The organism is Pedobacter sp. NJ-S-72 (assembly GCF_053890575.1).
The window spans coordinates 778636-798477 of the sequence record NZ_CM132681.1 but is presented as its reverse complement, the minus strand read 5'-3'; the positions used below and the strand labels follow the sequence as shown (position 1 = coordinate 798477).

The 19842-nt window shown below is 37.3% G+C and carries 25 protein-coding genes and 1 pseudogene; 8 read left to right on the top strand and 18 right to left on the bottom strand.

The window, feature by feature from the left end; translation table 11 throughout:
• Nucleotides 1-101: 101 nt before the first annotated feature.
• Both ACWYN3_RS05275 and ACWYN3_RS05270 read right to left on the bottom strand, forming a co-directional pair.
• Complete coding sequence (locus tag ACWYN3_RS05275; protein ID WP_456220202.1) at nt 102-605, bottom strand: FN3 associated domain-containing protein; 504 nt, start codon at nt 603-605, stop codon at nt 102-104.
• Nucleotides 606-625: 20 nt separating this feature from the next.
• A complete protein-coding gene (locus ACWYN3_RS05270) occupies nt 626-2029 on the bottom strand; it encodes a beta-N-acetylhexosaminidase (RefSeq protein WP_456220201.1) in 1404 nt (467 codons plus the stop codon).
• A 372-nt stretch (nt 2030-2401) separates the two neighbouring features.
• Here ACWYN3_RS05270 and ACWYN3_RS05265 point away from each other — a divergent pair, with 372 nt between their 5' ends.
• Complete coding sequence (locus tag ACWYN3_RS05265) at nt 2402-3295, top strand: M57 family metalloprotease (RefSeq protein ID WP_456220200.1); 894 nt, start codon at nt 2402-2404, stop codon at nt 3293-3295.
• A gap of 134 nt (nt 3296-3429) precedes the next feature.
• Entirely contained in the window at nt 3430-4560 is a 1131-nt protein-coding gene (locus ACWYN3_RS05260) for a peptide-N-glycosidase F-related protein (RefSeq protein ID WP_456220199.1), read from the top strand.
• 108 nt (nt 4561-4668) lie between these two features.
• Here the strand turns inward: ACWYN3_RS05260 and ACWYN3_RS05255 are convergent, their stop codons facing one another.
• From ACWYN3_RS05255 to ACWYN3_RS05180, 16 genes and pseudogenes are all read right to left on the bottom strand, one after another.
• Nucleotides 4669-5553: an AraC family transcriptional regulator gene (locus ACWYN3_RS05255; RefSeq protein WP_456220198.1), complete on the bottom strand. Its 885-nt coding sequence runs from the start codon at nt 5551-5553 to the stop codon at nt 4669-4671.
• Between the two features lie 277 nt (nt 5554-5830).
• Nucleotides 5831-5971 (bottom strand): hypothetical protein, encoded by a 141-nt coding sequence (locus tag ACWYN3_RS05250; protein WP_456223353.1) that lies wholly within the window; start codon nt 5969-5971, stop codon nt 5831-5833.
• A 15-nt stretch (nt 5972-5986) separates the two neighbouring features.
• Nucleotides 5987-6408, bottom strand: a pseudogene (locus ACWYN3_RS05245) (DUF1572 family protein); the annotation flags it as partial.
• A gap of 241 nt (nt 6409-6649) precedes the next feature.
• Complete coding sequence (locus ACWYN3_RS05240; protein WP_456220197.1) at nt 6650-7228, bottom strand: hypothetical protein; 579 nt, start codon at nt 7226-7228, stop codon at nt 6650-6652.
• 71 nt (nt 7229-7299) lie between these two features.
• Nucleotides 7300-7617, bottom strand: a complete 318-nt coding sequence (locus ACWYN3_RS05235; RefSeq protein WP_456220196.1) for a helix-turn-helix domain-containing protein — start codon at nt 7615-7617, stop codon at nt 7300-7302.
• Nucleotides 7618-7625: 8 nt separating this feature from the next.
• Entirely contained in the window at nt 7626-8171 is a 546-nt protein-coding gene (locus ACWYN3_RS05230) for an AraC family ligand binding domain-containing protein (RefSeq protein WP_456220195.1), read from the bottom strand.
• Between the two features lie 129 nt (nt 8172-8300).
• On the bottom strand, nt 8301-8651 hold the full coding sequence (locus ACWYN3_RS05225; protein WP_456220194.1) for a hypothetical protein: 351 nt from the start codon (nt 8649-8651) through the stop codon (nt 8301-8303).
• The gene (locus tag ACWYN3_RS05220; RefSeq protein ID WP_456220193.1) at nt 8644-9645 is read right to left on the bottom strand and encodes a M16 family metallopeptidase; all 1002 of its coding nucleotides are present in this window, start codon (nt 9643-9645) and stop codon (nt 8644-8646) included. Before ACWYN3_RS05220 ends, ACWYN3_RS05225 begins: the two co-directional genes overlap by 8 nt.
• Nucleotides 9646-9776: 131 nt before the next feature.
• On the bottom strand, nt 9777-10157 hold the full coding sequence (locus ACWYN3_RS05215; protein WP_456220192.1) for a M16 family metallopeptidase: 381 nt from the start codon (nt 10155-10157) through the stop codon (nt 9777-9779).
• On the bottom strand, nt 10133-10585 hold the full coding sequence (locus ACWYN3_RS05210) for a M16 family metallopeptidase (RefSeq protein ID WP_456220191.1): 453 nt from the start codon (nt 10583-10585) through the stop codon (nt 10133-10135). Before ACWYN3_RS05210 ends, ACWYN3_RS05215 begins: the two co-directional genes overlap by 25 nt.
• A 43-nt stretch (nt 10586-10628) precedes the next feature.
• Nucleotides 10629-11093, bottom strand: a complete 465-nt coding sequence (locus tag ACWYN3_RS05205) for a M16 family metallopeptidase (RefSeq protein ID WP_456220190.1) — start codon at nt 11091-11093, stop codon at nt 10629-10631.
• A 198-nt stretch (nt 11094-11291) separates the two neighbouring features.
• Nucleotides 11292-12155, bottom strand: coding sequence for a hybrid sensor histidine kinase/response regulator (locus tag ACWYN3_RS05200; RefSeq protein WP_456222889.1), 864 nt, complete (start codon nt 12153-12155; stop codon nt 11292-11294).
• Nucleotides 12156-12160: 5 nt separating this feature from the next.
• Entirely contained in the window at nt 12161-12637 is a 477-nt protein-coding gene (locus ACWYN3_RS05195; protein ID WP_456220189.1) for a histidine kinase dimerization/phospho-acceptor domain-containing protein, read from the bottom strand.
• Nucleotides 12638-12666: 29 nt separating this feature from the next.
• Nucleotides 12667-13425, bottom strand: a complete 759-nt coding sequence (locus tag ACWYN3_RS05190; protein WP_456220188.1) for a hypothetical protein — start codon at nt 13423-13425, stop codon at nt 12667-12669.
• Nucleotides 13426-13549: 124 nt separating this feature from the next.
• A complete protein-coding gene (locus ACWYN3_RS05185; protein WP_456220187.1) occupies nt 13550-14020 on the bottom strand; it encodes a Dps family protein in 471 nt (156 codons plus the stop codon).
• A 152-nt stretch (nt 14021-14172) separates the two neighbouring features.
• On the bottom strand, nt 14173-14571 hold the full coding sequence (locus tag ACWYN3_RS05180; RefSeq protein ID WP_456220186.1) for a hypothetical protein: 399 nt from the start codon (nt 14569-14571) through the stop codon (nt 14173-14175).
• Nucleotides 14572-14727: 156 nt separating this feature from the next.
• Here ACWYN3_RS05180 and ACWYN3_RS05175 point away from each other — a divergent pair, with 156 nt between their 5' ends.
• The 6 genes from ACWYN3_RS05175 to ACWYN3_RS05150 all read left to right on the top strand — a co-directional run bounded on the left by ACWYN3_RS05175 (nt 14728) and on the right by ACWYN3_RS05150 (nt 19180).
• On the top strand, nt 14728-15309 hold the full coding sequence (locus tag ACWYN3_RS05175) for an RNA polymerase sigma-70 factor (protein WP_456220185.1): 582 nt from the start codon (nt 14728-14730) through the stop codon (nt 15307-15309).
• 20 nt (nt 15310-15329) lie between these two features.
• A complete protein-coding gene (locus ACWYN3_RS05170; protein ID WP_456220184.1) occupies nt 15330-16325 on the top strand; it encodes a FecR family protein in 996 nt (331 codons plus the stop codon).
• Nucleotides 16309-17235, top strand: coding sequence for a carboxypeptidase-like regulatory domain-containing protein (locus tag ACWYN3_RS05165; RefSeq protein ID WP_456220183.1), 927 nt, complete (start codon nt 16309-16311; stop codon nt 17233-17235). The genes ACWYN3_RS05170 and ACWYN3_RS05165 overlap by 17 nt, the downstream gene beginning before the upstream one ends.
• Nucleotides 17236-17258: 23 nt before the next feature.
• Nucleotides 17259-17681, top strand: a complete 423-nt coding sequence (locus ACWYN3_RS05160; protein ID WP_456220182.1) for a hypothetical protein — start codon at nt 17259-17261, stop codon at nt 17679-17681.
• Nucleotides 17671-18681, top strand: a complete 1011-nt coding sequence (locus tag ACWYN3_RS05155) for a TonB-dependent receptor plug domain-containing protein (RefSeq protein ID WP_456222888.1) — start codon at nt 17671-17673, stop codon at nt 18679-18681. Before ACWYN3_RS05160 ends, ACWYN3_RS05155 begins: the two co-directional genes overlap by 11 nt.
• 181 nt (nt 18682-18862) lie before the next feature.
• Nucleotides 18863-19180 carry a hypothetical protein gene (locus tag ACWYN3_RS05150; protein ID WP_456220181.1) on the top strand — a complete coding sequence of 106 codons (318 nt, stop codon included), beginning with the start codon at nt 18863-18865 and terminating at the stop codon, nt 19178-19180.
• Nucleotides 19181-19842: the final 662 nt, after the last annotated feature.

Below are 19842 nucleotides of genomic sequence, written 5' to 3'. Positions count from 1 at the left end.
AAACTTATAACTATTATCTTTCTGTTCTTTGCCCGTATATCCATTGTGAATATCTTCGGCTATTTTAACGCCATTTTTATAGACTTCAATTGTTTTTATAACTAAACGCGATTCACCTTCAGTATACCAGAAAGAAAGCAGCAGTACTCACCATTTGCAGTAATTTTTCCTGATCCATTCATTTCAAAAGTTGTATAATCTTTTCCTTTTATAGCGGTTGGTTTCCACTCGGCAATAAATTGTCCATGTTTCTGGAATTTCTCATATTTCTCAGGGAAGTAAAACGGCAACGAATATATGCTGCGGTTTACTACTGTAATAGCCTTAAAATCTGTCAGTTTTTCAACTTGAACAGGCTGAGTATATACTGCTGAGAAAACATTTGGATAAGTCCCATCAGTAGTATACCTGATTTGAGCACCTTCAACTACGTTTTCAAGCTTTAACACATACATATTTCCACTTTTCTCCTGACTAACCAGTTTAGGCTGCGGTACGCGATAACCAAATCCTGCATTGTCGTAACGCTTATAATGACTGCTCATCCGTTTTTCAAAACTTGTCCAGCTTTGTTTTTCCAAAGGTGTCCAGCAAACTTCGGCCAATGCCGATAAACGGGGAAATGTTAAATAGTCGAAAAATTTTTCTCCGACCTGTTTTCATTAATCAGGGGGAGCTCCTGAAGTACAGTTCCATGAATAAACTGATCAGACCATAGCGTTGCACTCGCACCCAATATCAGTGGACGGTATTTTTCATCCAGCCCTTTCAGCATTGGGTTGAGCTGATATACTTTTTCCAATGAAATTGGAGGTAGCCATGTTGCAGCTTTGAGTTCACCTGGAATACTGCTCTCCGCAACATCAAAATAGCAATAACCTGTTAATGACATCACTGAATAGTGACCTGCCTGCGAGGCTTTAAAGGCTTTTTGCTGATCGTGCCAGATCATACCGACTGCTTTATCTTCTAATCCATCTTCAATGATTTCATCCCAGCCTACTATGGTTTTTCCATATTTCTTAACCATTTTCTGTACACGTTTGTTGAAATAGACCTGTAATTCTTTCTCGGTTTTCAGCCCCAGATCCGCTTTCCTTTTCTGACAATGAGGGCACGCTTTCCATCTGTCGTAATTGGCTTCATCATCTCCGCCAATGTGGACATATTTTGAAGGAAAAAGAGCGAAAGTTTCCGCAAATACATCCTGCAGAAAATCAAAGGTGGACTCCTGCCCTACGCAGTATATTTCATGACTGATGGAATGTTGTGTCTGTACGATATACTGCTCTCCGGTGCAAGATAAATATGGATATGCGGCAATGGATGCAAGTGCATGTGCAGGAAGTTCAATTTCAGGGATAATATCGACATTTCTGGCGGTAGCATAAGCAACCATTTCTTTAATATCTGCTTGTGTATAATATCCTCCGACACGATTTGCTCCTTCACCGCGCCATCCACCAATTGAAGTTAGTTTTGGATATTTTTTAATCTCTATGCGCCATCCTGCATCATCTACCAGATGGAGGTGAAGTGTATTCATTTTATACATCGCCATCATATCAATGAACCTGAGTACGTATTCTTTTTCAAAAAAATACCGGGCAACATCCAGCATCATTCCGCGCCACGGGTACAAAGGTGCATCTTCAATAGTTGCACCTTTAATTTTCCATGCCGCTGCTTTTTGGCGTTCCTTATTATAAATCCCGGCAGGAAGCATTTGCAATAAAGTTCGAGTGCCGTAAAATACGCCAGCAGATGTATTACCTTCAATGATGATCTGATCGTTCTTAACGCTTAACTTATAACTTTCATTATTCGGGGACTTCTGTGCGGCTAACTTTAACAGAATGACATTTTTCAATGTGTTTTTGCCTTCAGAGATTTCAAAATCGAATCCCGTAGCTGGTGATAAAGCAGCAGAAAGAAGTTCGGCCTGTTGCTTCAGTCCTTTCTCATAATAGATTTTAGTTTGATTTGTAACCGTAAATGTATCTCCGTTTTCTTTAATACTTCCAGGCAATGGTATGATATTAAATTGCGCCGATATTGATAAAGAACTCAATAATAAGAAGCAAACCATTATCAATTTATTTATTCTATTCATTATAGCTATCATTTGGTTAACACAATAGTAATCAATCATCAGGCAGAAAACAATGGTGTTTTTTAAGGCAAGCTACGCAAACGTTTGCATTGCATAGTTAAACCGTTTGCGTAAAAAAAAATAAATTTCTCAAACAGATACTAAATCGAATAAACAACCCTGAAACAGATATTGTGTGTTTTCATTACAAAAGAATACGCCTTTTATACGCAATGCTGTTTTTTCCGTTTTTCATCACATTGATTAATTATTATTGTTTAAGTCAACCTAAAAAACCTATCTAAAAACATGAAAAACAACATCTTATTAAACCCAAAAACAATCTCCATCGCTCTTTTAATGACCGTAGCTGTAGTGATCAGCTGTAAAAAGAGCAACAATGATGTTCCGCCAGCAGGACAGAATTCAACCTCAGAATTATCTAAGGGAGAGCAAGATGCAATAGCCCACGCGGGATTTTCACCGACAAATGCCTTTAAAACACAAGGCGGTTATATCGTTGAAGGGGATATTTTCCTGACTCCGAATGATTTGCAGGTTCAAAAGGTTTTTGTTGCCGGACTCTCAGGTAATGGTCCAAAAACAGAACAATATAAAACTGTTTATAAAGTAACACTGGACACAATTAAATTAAAAGTTAGTGCTGGTACTGCTCAGTCCGTATTTACAAAAGCAACGACCGAAGCCGTAAAACGCTACAATGCTCTGGGTCTTAAAGTCATCTTTACCTTATTGGATTCCAGCTCTGTGGTTAAAGAGGATATCCTTATCGCCGGTCAGAAATTTGATGATCCGAGAATATTGGGCCAGTCTGCCGGATTCCCATCAGCTGACGGAAAACCTGCTACACCTATTAAATTGAGCAACACAGTTTATGATAAAGATTACAAAGACAATAACCTGCTTGCTACCGTAGTCGCACACGAAATAGGTCATGCAATTGGATTCAGACATACTGATTATGCAGATAGACGCTATAGCTGTGGTTACCAGTCATTTTTAGATTATTTCCGTGCGGCTAATGAAGGTGATGGCGGAGCTGGTATAGGTGCTATCCATATTCCTGGTACTCCTGAAGGCGGCGAACCCGGATCATGGATGCTGGCTTGTTCTGATGGAACAAACCGTCCTTTTACAAATAGCGATATTATAGCTATCAAAGATTTGTATCCTGTAAAATAATAAAAACCCAAATAATTAATATCTATTGGTTGACTAAGAAGATGTCTTTTTCAAGACATCTTCTTTTTAACAAAACACCACAATAGCAAAACTATCAATTTCTGTAATCAAACCTTATCAAAACATATACCCTTATGAAAAATTTACTATTCGCAATTTGTTGTATTTCTATCCTCTTTTCTTCTTGTAAGCAGAACGACATTGTCCCTTCCGGTGGAAAAACAACCGGGACTGACGCTGCTACAGGTGGTACATTAAGAATCTTCGACCAGATATTATTCTATGATGGTTATGCCGCAACAGTTTCAGAGCCTGTGCCAGAAGGTGTTACAAGAGTGAGTAATTCAAAATATGTAAAAAAACTAAGTCCGGCACAACTGGAAAGCCTGGGTAATGTTTTACAAATGAAAGTTACCATTAAGGCTTCTTGTGATAATTATGACCGTATTGCTTATGCAGCGCTTGCCTTAGTTAAGAAAAACACGGCTTACAACGACGCTGAAGCCAAGCATCTGGAAATAGGCCGTTTCATCACCCCTTTTATGAATAAAAATAAGAAACCAGATGAGGTCCCTTATTTATTCAGTGTGAATAATGTAGCCGCGATCTTAAAAGATCCTGCAATCAATGCTGATTATGATATATACCTTGAACTAAGTGTATTTGGTGTCCCTTATGCTGCCAATAAGGAAATAGCCGGATGTGCAGGCAGGAACGACGTTTTCTTCGGGACTGTTGATTTGATCAGCACTAACAGCAGCACTACTGCCACTGCCCCCGCAGTTGCCTTAGAGCCAATGTCATTCAATCAAAACATAAACAATTATGATAACACTGATGTAGCTGGTAAAACAGTCAAATCAATTACAGTTAACCTGGCCAGTGCTGTTAAAGCTGCTAAATTATATTTGATTACTTCTAATCATGGCGCCAATTCTGGTGGAGAAGAATATAACAGACGTGATCATTTTGTATATTTTGATAATACACAAAAATTAACTTATAAACCAGGTGGCAAATCATGTGAACCCTATCGCCCGGCCAATACTCAAGGTAACGGCATTTACGGATCTTCACCAAAAACTGAAGCTCAGTGGGCATCGTTTAGTAACTGGTGCCCTGGTGATGCTATTCCTATCCGTGTTATTGATCTTGGAAACCTGACTGCTGGTACGCATACTTTTAAAATAGAAGTTCCTGATGCTGTTTTCAAAGACAAGCAGGGATATATTCCGCTATCTGTATATCTTCAGGGAGAAAAATAATATTTAATAAAAGATGTTGCCTAAAATGAAGAACCACCAAAATTCAGGCAAATTTGGGGACTCTTCATTTTAGGCAACATCTTTTATATTTATAATTTAATAGCCTGACTATAATTCCGCCACCGGTTGCAAATAAAATTTCTGATACTCCAATGGACTTTTCCCCGTCACCTCTTTGAATTGCTTATGAAAGCTGACTACATTTTGAAAACCGCATTCATATCTTATTTGCTTCACATTCATATGGCCTTCAATAAGCAGTTTGCAGGCTTGCCCGACACGGACATCCAATAAAAACTGTTTATAGGTCATTCCAATATGGGTTTTAAAATACCTGCTAAATGAAGGCACACTGATATTTGCAAAATCGGCCAGTTCTGCAATACTTATCTTTTTATTAAAATTAAGGAGGATATAATTATAAATATTACTAATCGGGCTATTGTCCTTTATTGAAGTATTATTCAGAAAATCAGCAGACAACAAAGTAGATCCTTTAAGATCATTCCCAATGACCGCTAAAATTTCGAGCAGCAAGATTAGTCGTTTTGTGCCTGCACTAAGAAATATCTGCTCCATCAGCACAGCACTATTTGCGGGGCTGTTATTATCCTGGACCTGGATTCCTTTTTTAGATTCCTGAAGAATTTTCCGGATGATCTTATTTTCAGGAAGGTTCAAAAAACATTCCCCAAGAAAATCTTCACAAAAATGAATGACAATCACGTCAGTATTCATCTTATTATCGGAAGAAAAATAAGCATCATCGAGTTTCCAGTAATGAGGCAGATGACTGCCCACCAGAACGATGTTACCTGATTTAAATGGGATAGTGCTATCCCCAATAAATTGGGTGCCTGAACCATTTTTGAAATAGATCAATTCTATTTCACGATGGTAATGCCAATGGTTGTTGACATGCGGGACTGTATCTCTCCGGATATTGAAAGAATTAACAGTCGGGGTTGGAATTTTAAGTAGTTGAGCTCTCATTTGTTGTTTTGCATGGTAGTGCATTTAGTACTTTGATTTAGCCAAAGCACTAGTTAACAGTTTTTTGAGAGGTAATTATAGTCTAAAAAAGCTAGCTATAATTACTTACCCTACCCTACAAAAGCAATAGAGTAAATTCATACTAAATAAATTTTCTAATAACCAGAATTAAATTATTTTATCAGGAATTAACTTCCGCAATAATATACCAGACATGGCAGATAATCTTACCACAAAATCAGCAACAGGTGTGATTTCAGGATTCAAATGGAAATTCTCAATCCTGATCTTTTCCTTTCTTTAAAAATTCATCTGTAAAATGTGCTTTAGTTTTTGGCTGAGAGAACTTCTCTCCGTTAAACTTCTGAGAATCCCCGCGGGGTATTGATAAAGAATTCCAGTCTTTACCTGCTAACATTTTTCCAATAAAAACGATCTGGCCTATGTGATATGGATAATGAGCCAGCTGTCTGTTAATGGCCTCAGTAATAGAGTGGCCTTGATTTCTAATATAAATGATTTGTTCAAAATTACCTTCTTTAATCGAATTTAATGCGCTAAATAAACAAGCCCAGCCTTCATTCCATCTACTCAGTAGTTCTGCACGCTATTCAAATTGTTATCAAACTCAGCTTCCCTGTCACGCCATTCTTTTTCACCATCGGTAGTTAAAAAATCCGTCCAGCGGGATAACATGTTACCGGCAATATGCTTTACAATAGTAGCTATACTGTTACTATCTTCATTATATTGATAAAAAAGATGTGTATCGGTAACCTGATCAAAAGTCTTCTCTCCAAGTATTTTATAGTATTCAAACTGTTTGAATACACTTTCCAGATAGTTATTTATCATAATCCATCTCATTATATATAATGATTACACTAATTTACATCATATATATCAGAATTACCAGGCAATCTATGGCTACAGCCAGGCACCAGAGCCCTAATAAAATGTCTGATCTTATTTCTTTAACCATTTTTTTTAGTGCCAGAATCCCTGAAGTTTAATACTTCCATTAAAATCATCACGTTGTCTTAAGTGTTTACGAAGCTGCATAGCCGTTGGAATATGACCAGCAATATAAATAGTCTCATTTACTTAACTCCTGTTGATCCAGCCAGGATAAAAGAGAGATATCCCATTTCTTCTCTGGTATTGGCTGCAAGTAAGTGTCAAAATAATTTGAGAATTCCCTTGCATGCGATTCCATATTAAAACTTATCGCTCCGTAGACCTCCCCTATACCTAAGGCCAGCTGCTTCAAAGCAAGAAAATGACCGATGCTGCTGCTATCCCCTAAACATAATAATTTGCTGTCAGCAACTGGTTTGTGAAAAGTAGACCCGATGCCGATATAAGAAACAGTATCCCCTCTTTTTAAGGATGACACCCATTTACTACCGGGTCCGTCATGATCAGAACTGAGGCAAAGTGTACAAGTATGAGTTTCAGCATCCCATAATGCAGGTGTATAATCACGGTAGGTATATTCAGAAACTTTAACTTTCATGTGTTGCACACTTGTCCATTTTTCCATGTCCACCCCTGGAAGATGTAAATCAACTTCAAAAAAAGTGGCAGGATCCCATGCTCTTACTTCCAAAACACAGCCTTGTTTTAAAACCTGGTTTTCAAAGATTGACAAGAATTTCTTTTTGATAATATTCATAAGCTTTATTTTATACAAAACAACGATAAAACAAAAGCCCATTCAAGAGACTATCCAAGGTTTGAATTGGATTATTCGCGGTAGTCTTTCCGGAATTTGACGGCTGAAATACCCGATACTTTGGTAAAAAGTCTTGAAAAATAAGCATGATCATCATAGCCCAGCGAAAAAGCAATTTGTTTTACACTTAAATCACTGTAATACAACATCCTTTTAGCTTCCAGAATCACTTCATGGTGAATCCAGTAACTCACTGGAGAACCAGTTACCGCTTTAACCACCTCATTTAAATAAGATAAGGATAACGAAAGTGCATCAGCATACTGGCTTGGATTTTTGATGGTTTTAAATTGACGGCATAACATTGCCCTGAATTCTCTCGTAATCACTTCCGGTCTTAAGTTTTGTTTATCTTTTTCTGGTGCACTGGACTATAAAGATCTGCAAATAAACCAACATACACAGAAGCTAAAGAGTGAATTAGTGTACTGGGCATTGATGGCTGATCAGAATCGTCAAACATACCTGATAAAAGCTCCATACACTTCACTAACTGATCGAGCTTTTCCGGGCCGACTTCCAGACTTTGCTGATGAAGTGCCTGTTCTTCAAAAACCTGGTTATAGCTTTTTTCTACCAAAGAGGAATCTATAGCCATAAACCAGCCAGCTGTTTGCTGTGATTCAGGCACATAATGTACTTGTCCCGGTAAAATAAAAAAAACAGCACTGCCTTCAACAGTTATATTTCTAAAGTCCAGATTTAGATTACTCTTTCCTTGTTTTTGCAGAATAAAAATGTAATGATCATCTCTATGTGCACCAAGGTGTTTCAGGTCTTCTTTCTGAAAACCAGTAAAATAACGGAGCTGTATCCCCAGTGCTGTACGTTCCTGGAGTTTATGAATAGGTATGGTGGTCCGCTTGCTCTTTACTCTTTTCAAAATTAAAATTATAGAATTCCTGTGTTCAAAGATGATAAATTCTGGCTGGATAATAAAAAAGCCCTGATTTATAACCAAAAATCACAGTTCAGCTATAAATCAGGGCTTTTAGCCAATTAAAAAACCAGCTTATTCAGCTGTCTTTTTGACTGTTGCAGGGGCTGCCGTTACCGGAGCTGCATACTTATCATATGATTTGACAACAAATCCCATTTTTGTTAAGCCCGGAACAAACTGTTCTTGTTTACCAACGATTACAATACGTGCATCATCATAACCAAAATATTTCTTGCTGACACGCAGGATATCATCTGCTGTAACAGCATTTATCTTTTGAAGATAAGTACGGTAAAAGTCTTTTGGAAGATTGTTGATTAGAATATTACTGGCGAAACTGGCCATGCGTGCAGGATTTTCCAAGCCTAATGCAAAAGATCCATTATACAGGTTCTTGGCATTCTGGAGATCAGCATCACTCACTTACTTTTTCTGTACGCATCACTTTGATTTCATTCAAAAATTCTACTACGGCACTATCAACCTTTTCATTTCTTACTGCGGCATTAGCGCGGAATTCTGATTGGAAACGGCCCGCACCTGTTGATGAATAAGCACCATAAGTAAATCCGTGTTTCTCTCTCAGGTTTCTGAAAAGTTTAGCATCTGCTCCACCACCCAGGATTTCGTTAGCCAGTAAAACAGCATGATAATCAGGACTGTTTAATGGCAGATCAATCAGGTTAGTCACCGTAATTTCCGATTGCACCGCATTTGGCACATCAATGACGTCAACCTCTGTTTTAGCCGGATTATTCACTTTTGCCAATACTGGAAGGGTTAAAGAAGCACCTTTCCAATCGCCTAATGCTTTAATCGCTAATGCTTTTGCTGTCTCAGGTTTAATGTCTCCAACAAAAGTAAGATATCCTCTGGATGGCGTAACATATTGGCCATAAGCTGCTTTCACATCACTTAAAGTAATTGAATTGATACTTTTTTCAGTTTCAAATTCGCCAGAAGGATGATTAACACCATAAGCAAGCGCATTTACAACGCGTCCGGAAATAGATTTAGCACTACGTTCACTGGATTTCAATCCTGTAATGGCCTGCGATCTTAATTTCTCAAATGAAGCCTCCGGAAAAGCCGGATGACGTAAAGCGTCAGCCATTAAAATAAAAGCATTGTCAAAATAACGGGTCAGCGCAGAAGTACTTCCACCACCAGCAGAAACCCCTACATTTGCACCTAACTGATCAACAGCTTCATCAAACTGAATTTTAGATTTAGTAGTTGTTCCTTCATTCATTAATCCACTTAAAAGGGATATGACTCCAGCTTTCGAACCTTCAGTAACCGGCCCTGCATCTATACTAAAAGTAGCAGATACCTTTGGCAGTTTGTGGTTTTCAACTACCAGAACTGTAATTCCGTTAGGAAGTTTATAAACAACAGGATCAGCAAAGGTAAGCACAGGTGCAGGACCTGGTTCGGTTTCTGGCTTCTGTCTAATTTTTGCGCTACGGCAACCTGTACAAACAGTGCTGCAATGGCAAATATGAATATCTTCTTCATTTCTTAATTTTAATCTTGATTAGAATTATACTATTTCTTAGGTAAGTAGTAAAGAACAATACGCTGATCTTTATTCAAATATTTACGTGCTACTTCTCTGATTTCTTCACGGGTTATGGACCTTACTTTATCTAATTTTTCGTTGATATCGTTGGTGTCCTTATTGTGAAAAGTATATCCATTGGCAAGATTTTCAGCAAGGCCAATCATTTTACTGTTCGCACTGACGTAGCTGTTTTCAAACTGGTTCTGTAGTTTAGTCAGTTCTGATTCACTGATCAGATCGGTCTGTAAACGTGTAACTTCAGCATCAATATCTTTTAAAAGATCATTTAATGGTGTATTGTTATTTGGTAAAGCTAAGGTGATATAAGCTCCGTAATCTTCTAAACTATAGTTGAAAGCTGCCACACCTGAAGCGCTGTTTTCTTCTCATCAACCATTTTAGTACTTAATCTTGAACTTCCGCCACCAGAAAGTAATGTGCTGATCATTCCTAAAACTTTACTGTCATGGCTTTTCATACCCGGAACACGGTAAGCCGCGAATATCGCAGGGATCTGGATATTTGCATCATAAGCAGTATCAATGATTTCCTTTTCAATCGGTCGTGGCTCATAAACTGACTTTACAACCGGAGCACCTTTTGGAACTTCATCAAAATATTTCTTAACTAAAGACTTTGTTTTTTCGATATCCAGGTCACCAGCAATTGTTAATACGGCATTGTTCGGAACATAATATTTTTTAAAGAAAGCGATGAATTCACTCAGCTTTGCTGCATCCAAATGTTCCATAGAGCCAATTGGCTGCCAGCGGTATGGATGTCCTTCAAACAAACGGGTAAATATCTTTTCTGTGAATTTCCCATAAGGAGAATTGTCAATACGTAATCTTTTCTCTTCTTTTTACAACCTCATTTTGCGTTTTAACACCAGCTTCATCAATCTTTGGATGTAACATACGTTCACTTTCCAGCCATAAACCAAGTTCTAACTGATTGGAAGGAAATACTTCGTAATAAAATGTTCTGTCCTGCGAGGTATTGGCATTGTTCTGACCTCCATTACTACTTACAATTTTCATGAACTCGCCGCGTTTCATATTGTCGCTGCCTTCAAATAAAAGGTGCTCAAAGAAATGCGCAAAACCAGTTCTTTGTGTTTCCTCATCTTTTGAACCTACATGGTACATTACCGATACCGCAACTACAGGTGCTGTTTTATCCTGATGCAGAATAACATGCAGGCCATTGTCCATATCATACTCGGTGAATTTCACCTTTTGTGCCGAAGCACTCAGGAACAAACCCGAAATGGCCATTGTTAATAATAATTTTTGCTTCATACCTTAATTTAATTCGATGTTTTTTTTTATATTATTTTTTTAGTCAATTTTTTTTCAACACCAGTCATTTCGTCGTCCCATTTATATTTAAAACAGGTGAAAGAGCCCAAGGGAGTAGAACAATTGAATAAATTAGTTCTATGACTCCGGTAATAGCTTAAAATTACAATAATTATAAAAAAAATTAACTGATTTCAGTTACAGGCTGTATAGCGGAGGCAATTTTTCGGACAAGCTCTGCTTCAATAAATGGTTTTTTTTTACCAAACCAGAAAACCCCTTTGCTGTAACAATGCTATTTTCGAGCTCCGTTTCGTTACCACTGATGACAATAACAGGTGTTTTATTGATGGAATCATCAGAATTTCTAATCGCCGAAAGAAGTTCATACCCATCCATTTCTGGCATTTGTATATCTGTAAGAACAACTGTTACCAGATCTTTACGGAGTATAGCCAGGGCTTCAATTCCATTTGATGCCTGGTGAAATCTGACATTCCATTTACTGGTCATCATCTTAAGGAACATGAGATTTAGCTCATTATCGTCTACAGCCAGAATACTTATACCGTTAAGTAAGAGCAGTGGATCATCCGTTACAGTTTTAACATGGGTACTATCAGTCGAATTGCTATCCTGATAAGGTATATAGAATTTAAAAGTACTGCCCTCTCCGGCTTTACTTTCCACACTGATCTCCCCTTTTTGCAGTTCAACCATTTGCTTGCAAATGTAAAGCCCAAGCCCCGTTCCTGCCTTTCCTTTAGCAGAGTTGGTTTGATAGTATTTAGAGAACAGGTTTGCCTGCTGCTCTGTACTAATACCCATCCCGGTATCTGTAATCCCAATCTCCAATTTGGTTTCCTGATTTACATTTATCAATTTAGCATTTACTGTAATTCCACCTGTATTAGTGTATTTAATAGCATTACTCAACAGGTTAACCATGATTTGCTTCAATCTGAAACTATCACCTAATAATACAGCTTCTTTATTTCCCTCAAAATTATAACTGATAGTAAGTTTTTTCTTAGTTGCGCTAAACTCCATACTTTCTATCACCTCTTTCAAAGCAAATCAGCATTAAATGGATCACTATTAATCTTAAACTCATTGTTTTCCATTTTTGCAGCATCAAGCGTATCATTCAGAGTGAGCAGCAACATATCAGAAGATAGTGTGATAGAACCAAGCATTTCTTTTTGCCGGGGAGAAAGATTCGTCCTGCTGAATATATAAAGAAAACCTTTTATCGCTGTTAATGGATTACGTATCTCATGACTCATATGTAACAGTAAGTCCATCTTTTGCTGTGCAATAGTTACCGCACGGTCGTTCTCTTTTCGCAGAAATACTTCTGACTTATCAAGCCTGATGATAAATATGATCAATAATATAGCAAATATAAGTACCAGGAAGAGTGCAGCGAGATAGAACTTATTCAATAAGGCGGTAGTTTCCTGATAGCTTTTAAAAGCCATCTCCTTAAACTCAGCTACAATACTATAGTTGATCTCCTTAATCCCATTAATAATCCGTTCCATTTCATTGTTGATGCGGATATTCAGTGTAATTAATCTTTTTGTGTGGTTAATAATTTTTCATTACGTTCCTGTAATTGCTGTATACCTTTAGTATAAGCTCTTTTATCTTTTCCGGCAATTTTCATAGTAACAGAATCAATAGAACCGCTGGTCCGGTTATGATTAATCTCAATAACCCCTGTGCGGGATGTATTGCTGTTGGAAATAGCATCTTTTAATCTAGTAAAAAGGCCTTTCTTTTTAACGACAACATCTTTACGTATTGTGTCAGTATCAATTTTGGCAATCCTTTTATTCGCATGTACAGTTGTACGGATACCCGGAACGCTTTTCTGACTCAGATTAAAATCAGTATAAGCAGTAAGTAATGAATCAAAATTATGTTTAAGGGTATATAAATTCTCTGATAGTTTTAGTTTTTTATGATACCAGTAACGGACTTTATTACGCTGTACAGCAGATAAACTTGCGGTATCAGTATTCTGCTTAAGCAAGGAATCAATCTCATCAAAAGCCTGTGATAATTTTACCTTATAAGCATTATTTTTAGTCGTATCAGTACTTAAAAGTGATTCCTGAAAATCATCCTCAGCCTGATGAAGTAATAGTAAGGCACGTTGTGGTTTTGATTGATCACGTTCAATATTGTAAGCAAACTTTGAAAGATTTTCTAATTTATGCGTGATCGAATAACGTACAAAAAGTGCTGCTATAGCAAGAACAATCACACCCGCTAAGAATGCAAGAATGATCTTTCTAGATAGAAATTTGGTATAAGTTGGTTTCAAAACGTAATGATTTCATTCAATAGAACTACAAAAATACCATATTTTTTTTTTTTATGCTTTCTTAATATTTAGGTCAGATGATGAACCCCTGCGTATAACTTGTATAACACAGGGGCTATTCCGATTATAAATAAATCCTGAGCGATGCTATCATATCCTGGTGCATTTGTGTTAACTGAAGAATATAACAGCTAACACCTGACTCCTGAAGCTCATTTCCAAAATAAGCAGCTTTCTTCTGTAATCTGATAATCAGGCTTTCATGGTCTTCTAACAATTCGGCAATAAACTCAATTCCATCATTTTTAATCTGACATTGTTCAGCAAGATGTTCCAATTCTAAAAATATTTCAAGTGTAGCGGGTATATTATACCCTGTTGCATGAATACGTTCGGCAATGCTGTCCATGATGACTTCTAATTCCTCATACTGTTCTTTAAAAAGCATGAGTTTGCGATGGATATCATTCTTATCCAAATTCCAATGTGCATTTTTTGTCTTTGTATAAAGTAAGAATTCATCGGCCAGGATTATGTTCAGTGCCTGTGCTACTTTAACTGAGTTTTTTTCTATAATTCCAATTATTGGTTCCATATATTAAAAGATAAAATTGTGTGTCTGTGAACTAAAATTTGTAAGCAATACCTATGGTAACCAGCCCTCTGTATCCCCAGCCAAGCTCTGCAAATGCAGCTATCCGGCCGTTGCCTACACGCATTGCTATAGGATTAATTTGATAAATAACTTTATTGGCCCCTGGCCCCTTTCATTTCCTGACTTACCGGCTTATCAGCATAATCAAATTTGCCAGTATGTATTCTATAACCAACGCTTACTGTGCCATAAAATTCTATCGCTCTGCCTTTTGAATACGTAAAATCGGTACTTGCTGCTGCTGCGAATTCATTTATTCTGTTCCTTGAATAGGTACGTCCATGATAGCCTAAATCAGCTCCTATTCGTATTGTTTCTGCGATTTGATAGCGATAACCCAAAACCGTTAACATAGAAAAATCTGATTCCGCTCTTACAAAACTTTGTGACAATCTTATACTACTTGACTTTCCGGGTCTAAAATCCTGAGCTTTTACCTGATTTAACAGTCCAGATAAAATAATAATAGCCATTCCAGTAACTTTTCTCATATAATAGGTTCTAATGAATCAGTCATTTTCTAATAGACGACCAGAAACATAAATACCCCCATGCACCAATTAATTTTATTTCAAAAATTCTAATGCCCGATCAATTACAATAATTTTACCTTTGCTAAATGCAAGCCTTAATCAGGCCGTTAATCTATGCACATAAACGAACCTCTATATTCAGATTTTCAAAAGTTATTCCGTCTGCACCATCATACCTTATGTATGCATGCCTATAAATACCTTGCAGATAGTGACGAAAGTCAGGATGCTGTACAGGAGGTATTTGTTAAGTTCTGGGAGATCAAACAGGATATGGTCAATGATAAAAATGCATTGTACTATCTGATCACTGCCGTCCGCAACAACTGTATTTCAAGACTGAGAAAAAAGGTTCATACCGTTTCAATGGAGGATGAAACAGTTTATAACAAAATAACAGACACCCCATTAGAAGAGGATAATAAAGAAAGTACAGATATTCAGACACTGGTCGATGAAGCATTAGCACTTCTTCCGCCGAAATGCGGTGCTATCTTCAGAATGAGCAGAATTGATAAGCTTACTTATCAACAGATAGCAAACGAATTGGGAATCTCTATTAAAGTTGAAAACCAAATGGGGAAAGCAATTGGAATCATGCGTGAATTTGCCCGTACGCATTATATTCCTTTTTCTATTTTACTCGCATTTATTTATTTCTTTGGGCATAGGGGTATCCCAAATTTTTACGTTTAATTTTTGTTTAACAGCAAACAATGCAAAATCAAGATATTAATACTCTTCTGGCCAAACATTTCAACGGCGAAACTCTTCCTGAAGATCAGGTTATAGTAGAACAGTGGATTGCATCCAACCCGCTGGAATACAAACGTCTGAAATCATTGGTCGCGCAAGCAGGTCAGTCTGCACATATTCCCCAATTTAATTTAGATAATAGCTGGCAAAAAGTTAATACTCAAATCAGAGAAAAACAAAACACAACAGTTAAACTGACTCAAAAACCGTCACAACGCAGATTGTGGCTATCTATAGCGGCATCTTTATTTTTAATTACAAGTTTTGGCTTAATCTATTACAGCAGTTACTACAACCCATTAATAACGGTGACATCAGGCAATCTTGCCAGCAAAAAGGTTACCCTGGAGGATGGTTCAATCGTTTCATTAAATACAAACAGTACTTTAAAGTATTTCAAACACTTATCATCTGATAAAAGACAGGTAAAACTTGAGGGAGAAGCCTTTTTTGAAGTAACGAAAAACCCGTCCAGACCTTTTATTATTGAAGCTGGGAAGGGAGAAGTTAAAGTATTGGGAACATCATTCAATGTGAATACTAACCTTGACAAAGTAGAGGTTATCGTAAAAACTGGTAAAGTTCAATTAAGCAGCAAAACGAGACACGGCATCAATATTACACTTTTACCCGGAAACAGGGGAATTCTGAATAATGATCAGCTACAAAAGGATACTGTTCTTTCTGAAAACGAATACGCATGGAAGACAGGTCGTTTAGTTTTTAAAAACGAGCAATTATCTGACGTAGTTAAAACACTGGAAAACATTTATCACAGGAAAATTATTTTGGATAGTAATGCTTCATCGTGCGCGGTGACAGCTACTTTTTTCACCAACAAAACATTAGACAGCATATTAGATGAGTTGAAACTCATTCTTAAGTTTAATTATGAGGTTAAAAAAGATTACATATTAATCCATAATTTAGCCTGTGAGAATGACAACAGGCAATAAAATCTATATTTTCCTTTTTTTACTATTGGTTCCTGCCTTCTTGAATGCGCAGAATCGAATCAGTTTATTAAATACACCAGTTAAACTCTCTGAAAGGAAGGGGCTTATCTCCTATTTCCTGACCCAGGTAGAACAAACGGGTATCCTGCTGACTTATAATCCGGACAATATCAGGATGAACCGAAAAATAAGCCTGTCAGCAAAAATCAAAACTGTAGGGGAGTTACTGGAAGAAGTTCTGCGTGCCGAATCTATCCGGATTAAAGAATATGAAGGCAAGATCCTTTTAATCAGCAATCCCAAATTAATTACTATTAGCGGTATAGTTAAGGAAGAAGGCAGCGGTGAGATTATCATTGGTGCGAATATAACGGAGACAGAAAGCCGTAGTATTGCAACAACAAATGGCTTTGGCTTTTATAGTATTAGTCTTGAAAAAGGCAAATACGACTTAAATGTCACCCATACCGGTTATGATGCTGTACTCATGAAAGTCGACCTGGAGAGCGGTAATATAAGAAAGGACATCTTTATGAAGTCAGGTTTAGATCTCCCTGAATTAAAAGTCACAAAAAGCAACGAGGCTCAGAGTAACCTGAATTTAAGAGGAGATCATGTCGATCTTGAAGAAGCCAGTAAACTGCCATCCTTTCTTGGAGAAAAGGATGTAGTAAGAGCTGTACAGCTTTATCCTGGTGTTGCGGGTAATAGTGGTGGCTCTGTAAGTATGTTTGTAAGAGGTGGTAATGCTGATCAGAATCTGGTCACACTGGATGATATCAACATTTATAATATCAATCATTTTAACGGAATGTTCTCCATTTTCAATCCGGATGTATTAAAAAAAGTGTCGACTTTTACCGCAGTGACTTCCCTTCTAAATATGGCGGCCGTCTTTCTTCGGTATTGAATGTCCGGTCACGGGATGGCAATATGGAAAAATATCATGGTCATGCTACAATTGGCCTGCTTTATGGCTCAGCAGCTCTTGAAGGACCAATTATTAAGGACAAAGCATCTTTTACCATTAATATGAGAAGAAGCTGGCTGGATCTGTTAGGTGCAAAATCTTTGGAGGATGCAGGTCTGTTCTATTATTTTTCTGATCTTAATTTAAAACTCAATTATATCGCTGACCCCAATAACAGGTTTTATATCAGTGCATATTTAGGAAATGACTCCTACCGTCAAAAAATACAACTACCGCAGGAGGCTTCAATTAGTAACATTCAAGAGTTCAAAAGCACTTTAAAATGGGGAAATCGTCTGGTTGCTTTCAGATGGAATAGAATTTTAAGCCCCCGTCTGTTTAAGAACACAACGGCTACCTTTAGCCAATACAGAAATAGTTTTTGATGTCAAATTCACGAATATTGAGGATTCTCCGAACAGGATCTACTCTACTGTTAAAGATTACGGTATAAAAAGTGATTTTAATTACTACCTGAGACCAGATCTTAAATTAAATTTCGGAGGCGGTGTGAATGTCAATTCATTCCTGTTCCCGGCTTCACTTTTTTCAACTGAAAGTATAAATATCAATACCCTGAATTTTAGCGCTTATGTTGAGGATGAAGTTAAAATCGGAGATCGCGCAGAACTGATTGCAGGTTTACATTATGCTGGATTTAATTCAGGAAAAACAACTTATCACACTTTGCAGCCCCGTATCAGATTTGCTTACCGTTTCACTGACAACCAGGTTATAACCGCCTCTTATTCCAAAATGTCCCAGTTTATTCATCAGTTTACAGTAAATGGATTTTCGTTTCCGACCGAATTCAGGTTACCTAGTGGTAAGAATATTAAGCCAGAGATTGCAGAAGTCATCAACCTTTCATATCGCCTGCAGGCTGGTAAAACAAGTAGTTTTGCAATTGAGGTCTATTATAAGACCATGACTAATTTACTGGCACTAGGTTCGGGACAGGATATTGCCAACGGTTATTTCGCAAAAAAAATAGAAGACCGCCTGGTTCCGGGAAAAGGAATCAGCAAGGGTATAGAGTTCAGTTACACACAACAATTCAACTGGCTGAGGTTTCAAATGGCCTATACCCTCTCCAAAACTACAGGTCAGTTTAAGGCACTTAATTTAGGAAAGAGTTTTCCCCTGAATCAGGATTTCAGACATAATTTCAATTTTGCAGCTAATGCATCAATCGGTAAAAGACTTGGCATATCTGCTTTATGGACTTATACAACAGGTCAGCATATTACGGTTCCGGAAACCGTACATAAAAGCCTGGAAGAAGTATTAGGTAACGACTCAGCTCCTTATACCTATGTCATTTCCGGACTAAACAATTACACCCTCTCCAATAATTACAAACTCGATATTGGCTTAAAAACTTAACCCGAAAGCTAAAAAGCGGACATCAAAGAATCTGGTCTTTGGGTATGTATAATGCGATTGCTAATCCCCAATCCAGCTCTGTCTATACGGCAATTAATAGTGAAACGAATCATATTTATATTCTGGAACAGGATAAGTTACAACTAATTCCCTATTTTACTTTCACTTATAAATTCTAAGTATGCATATTTACAGCAAGAAAAAACTTCTGGTACTCCTGCTTTTATTCTCCATGAGCAGCTGTGAAAAAGAAACAAATGTAGATATTACTAAAAATCCTTCCCGACTGGTTGTACTGGGAGAATTTAACGAAGAAAATGATGCCATAATCAATCTGAGTACTTCTGTCTTTTCTGCTGCGCTTAAGACATTCCCGGATGTTGAAGATGCTCAAGTCAGTCTGTTTGATCAGAATAACACATTAATAGAAAAATATACTTACGCAGGCAAAGGGAATTATACCTGTAAAAAAAAAAGCAATGGCTGGTCAGCGTTATAAATTGGGCTATCAATTATAAAGGGGAAACATACCAGGCACAGACAACGGTACCATCAGCATTTAAGTTAAATCTGGTCAATCAGGATTCTTCTTCTGTAGAAGCAGAAATAGCTGATTTAAATCACGTAAGTAATAATTATACTTTTGAAATAACCGCGACCCCCTATACTATAGAACGTTATTATTTTGAAAACGGGCAAAAAATAAAGGTCAATTCAGAAAGTGATTTTATTGAACTGCTCAAACTTAAGCCTGCACTGGAACTGAAACGTGACACGACCTTTAGCACAAAATTCAGCAGGGTATTTATTGGTACAGATGATAGCAGAACCGAGAATGTAAGATACAACGTTTTAAAAGACCACTCTGGCAGGATTTTTTTAACCGACAAAACATTTAATGGAAACAAGACAACATTAGCAATCTATTTTGACAAATTATCATTTAGACTTGAAAATACGCAACTCAGTCTACTCGTAAAATCAACAGACCCAGTATATTTCAATTATCTGTGTACAGCGCTGATTTACAAGCAGCCAAAAGTCTTGCTGGTATTTTAGACGTTCCCATCAAGGGAAATATTGAAAACGCCCTTGGCATTTGGGGTGGAGCCTATGTCCAAAGAATTATCATAAAGAAATAAGATGTTCCAGCTGCTGCGT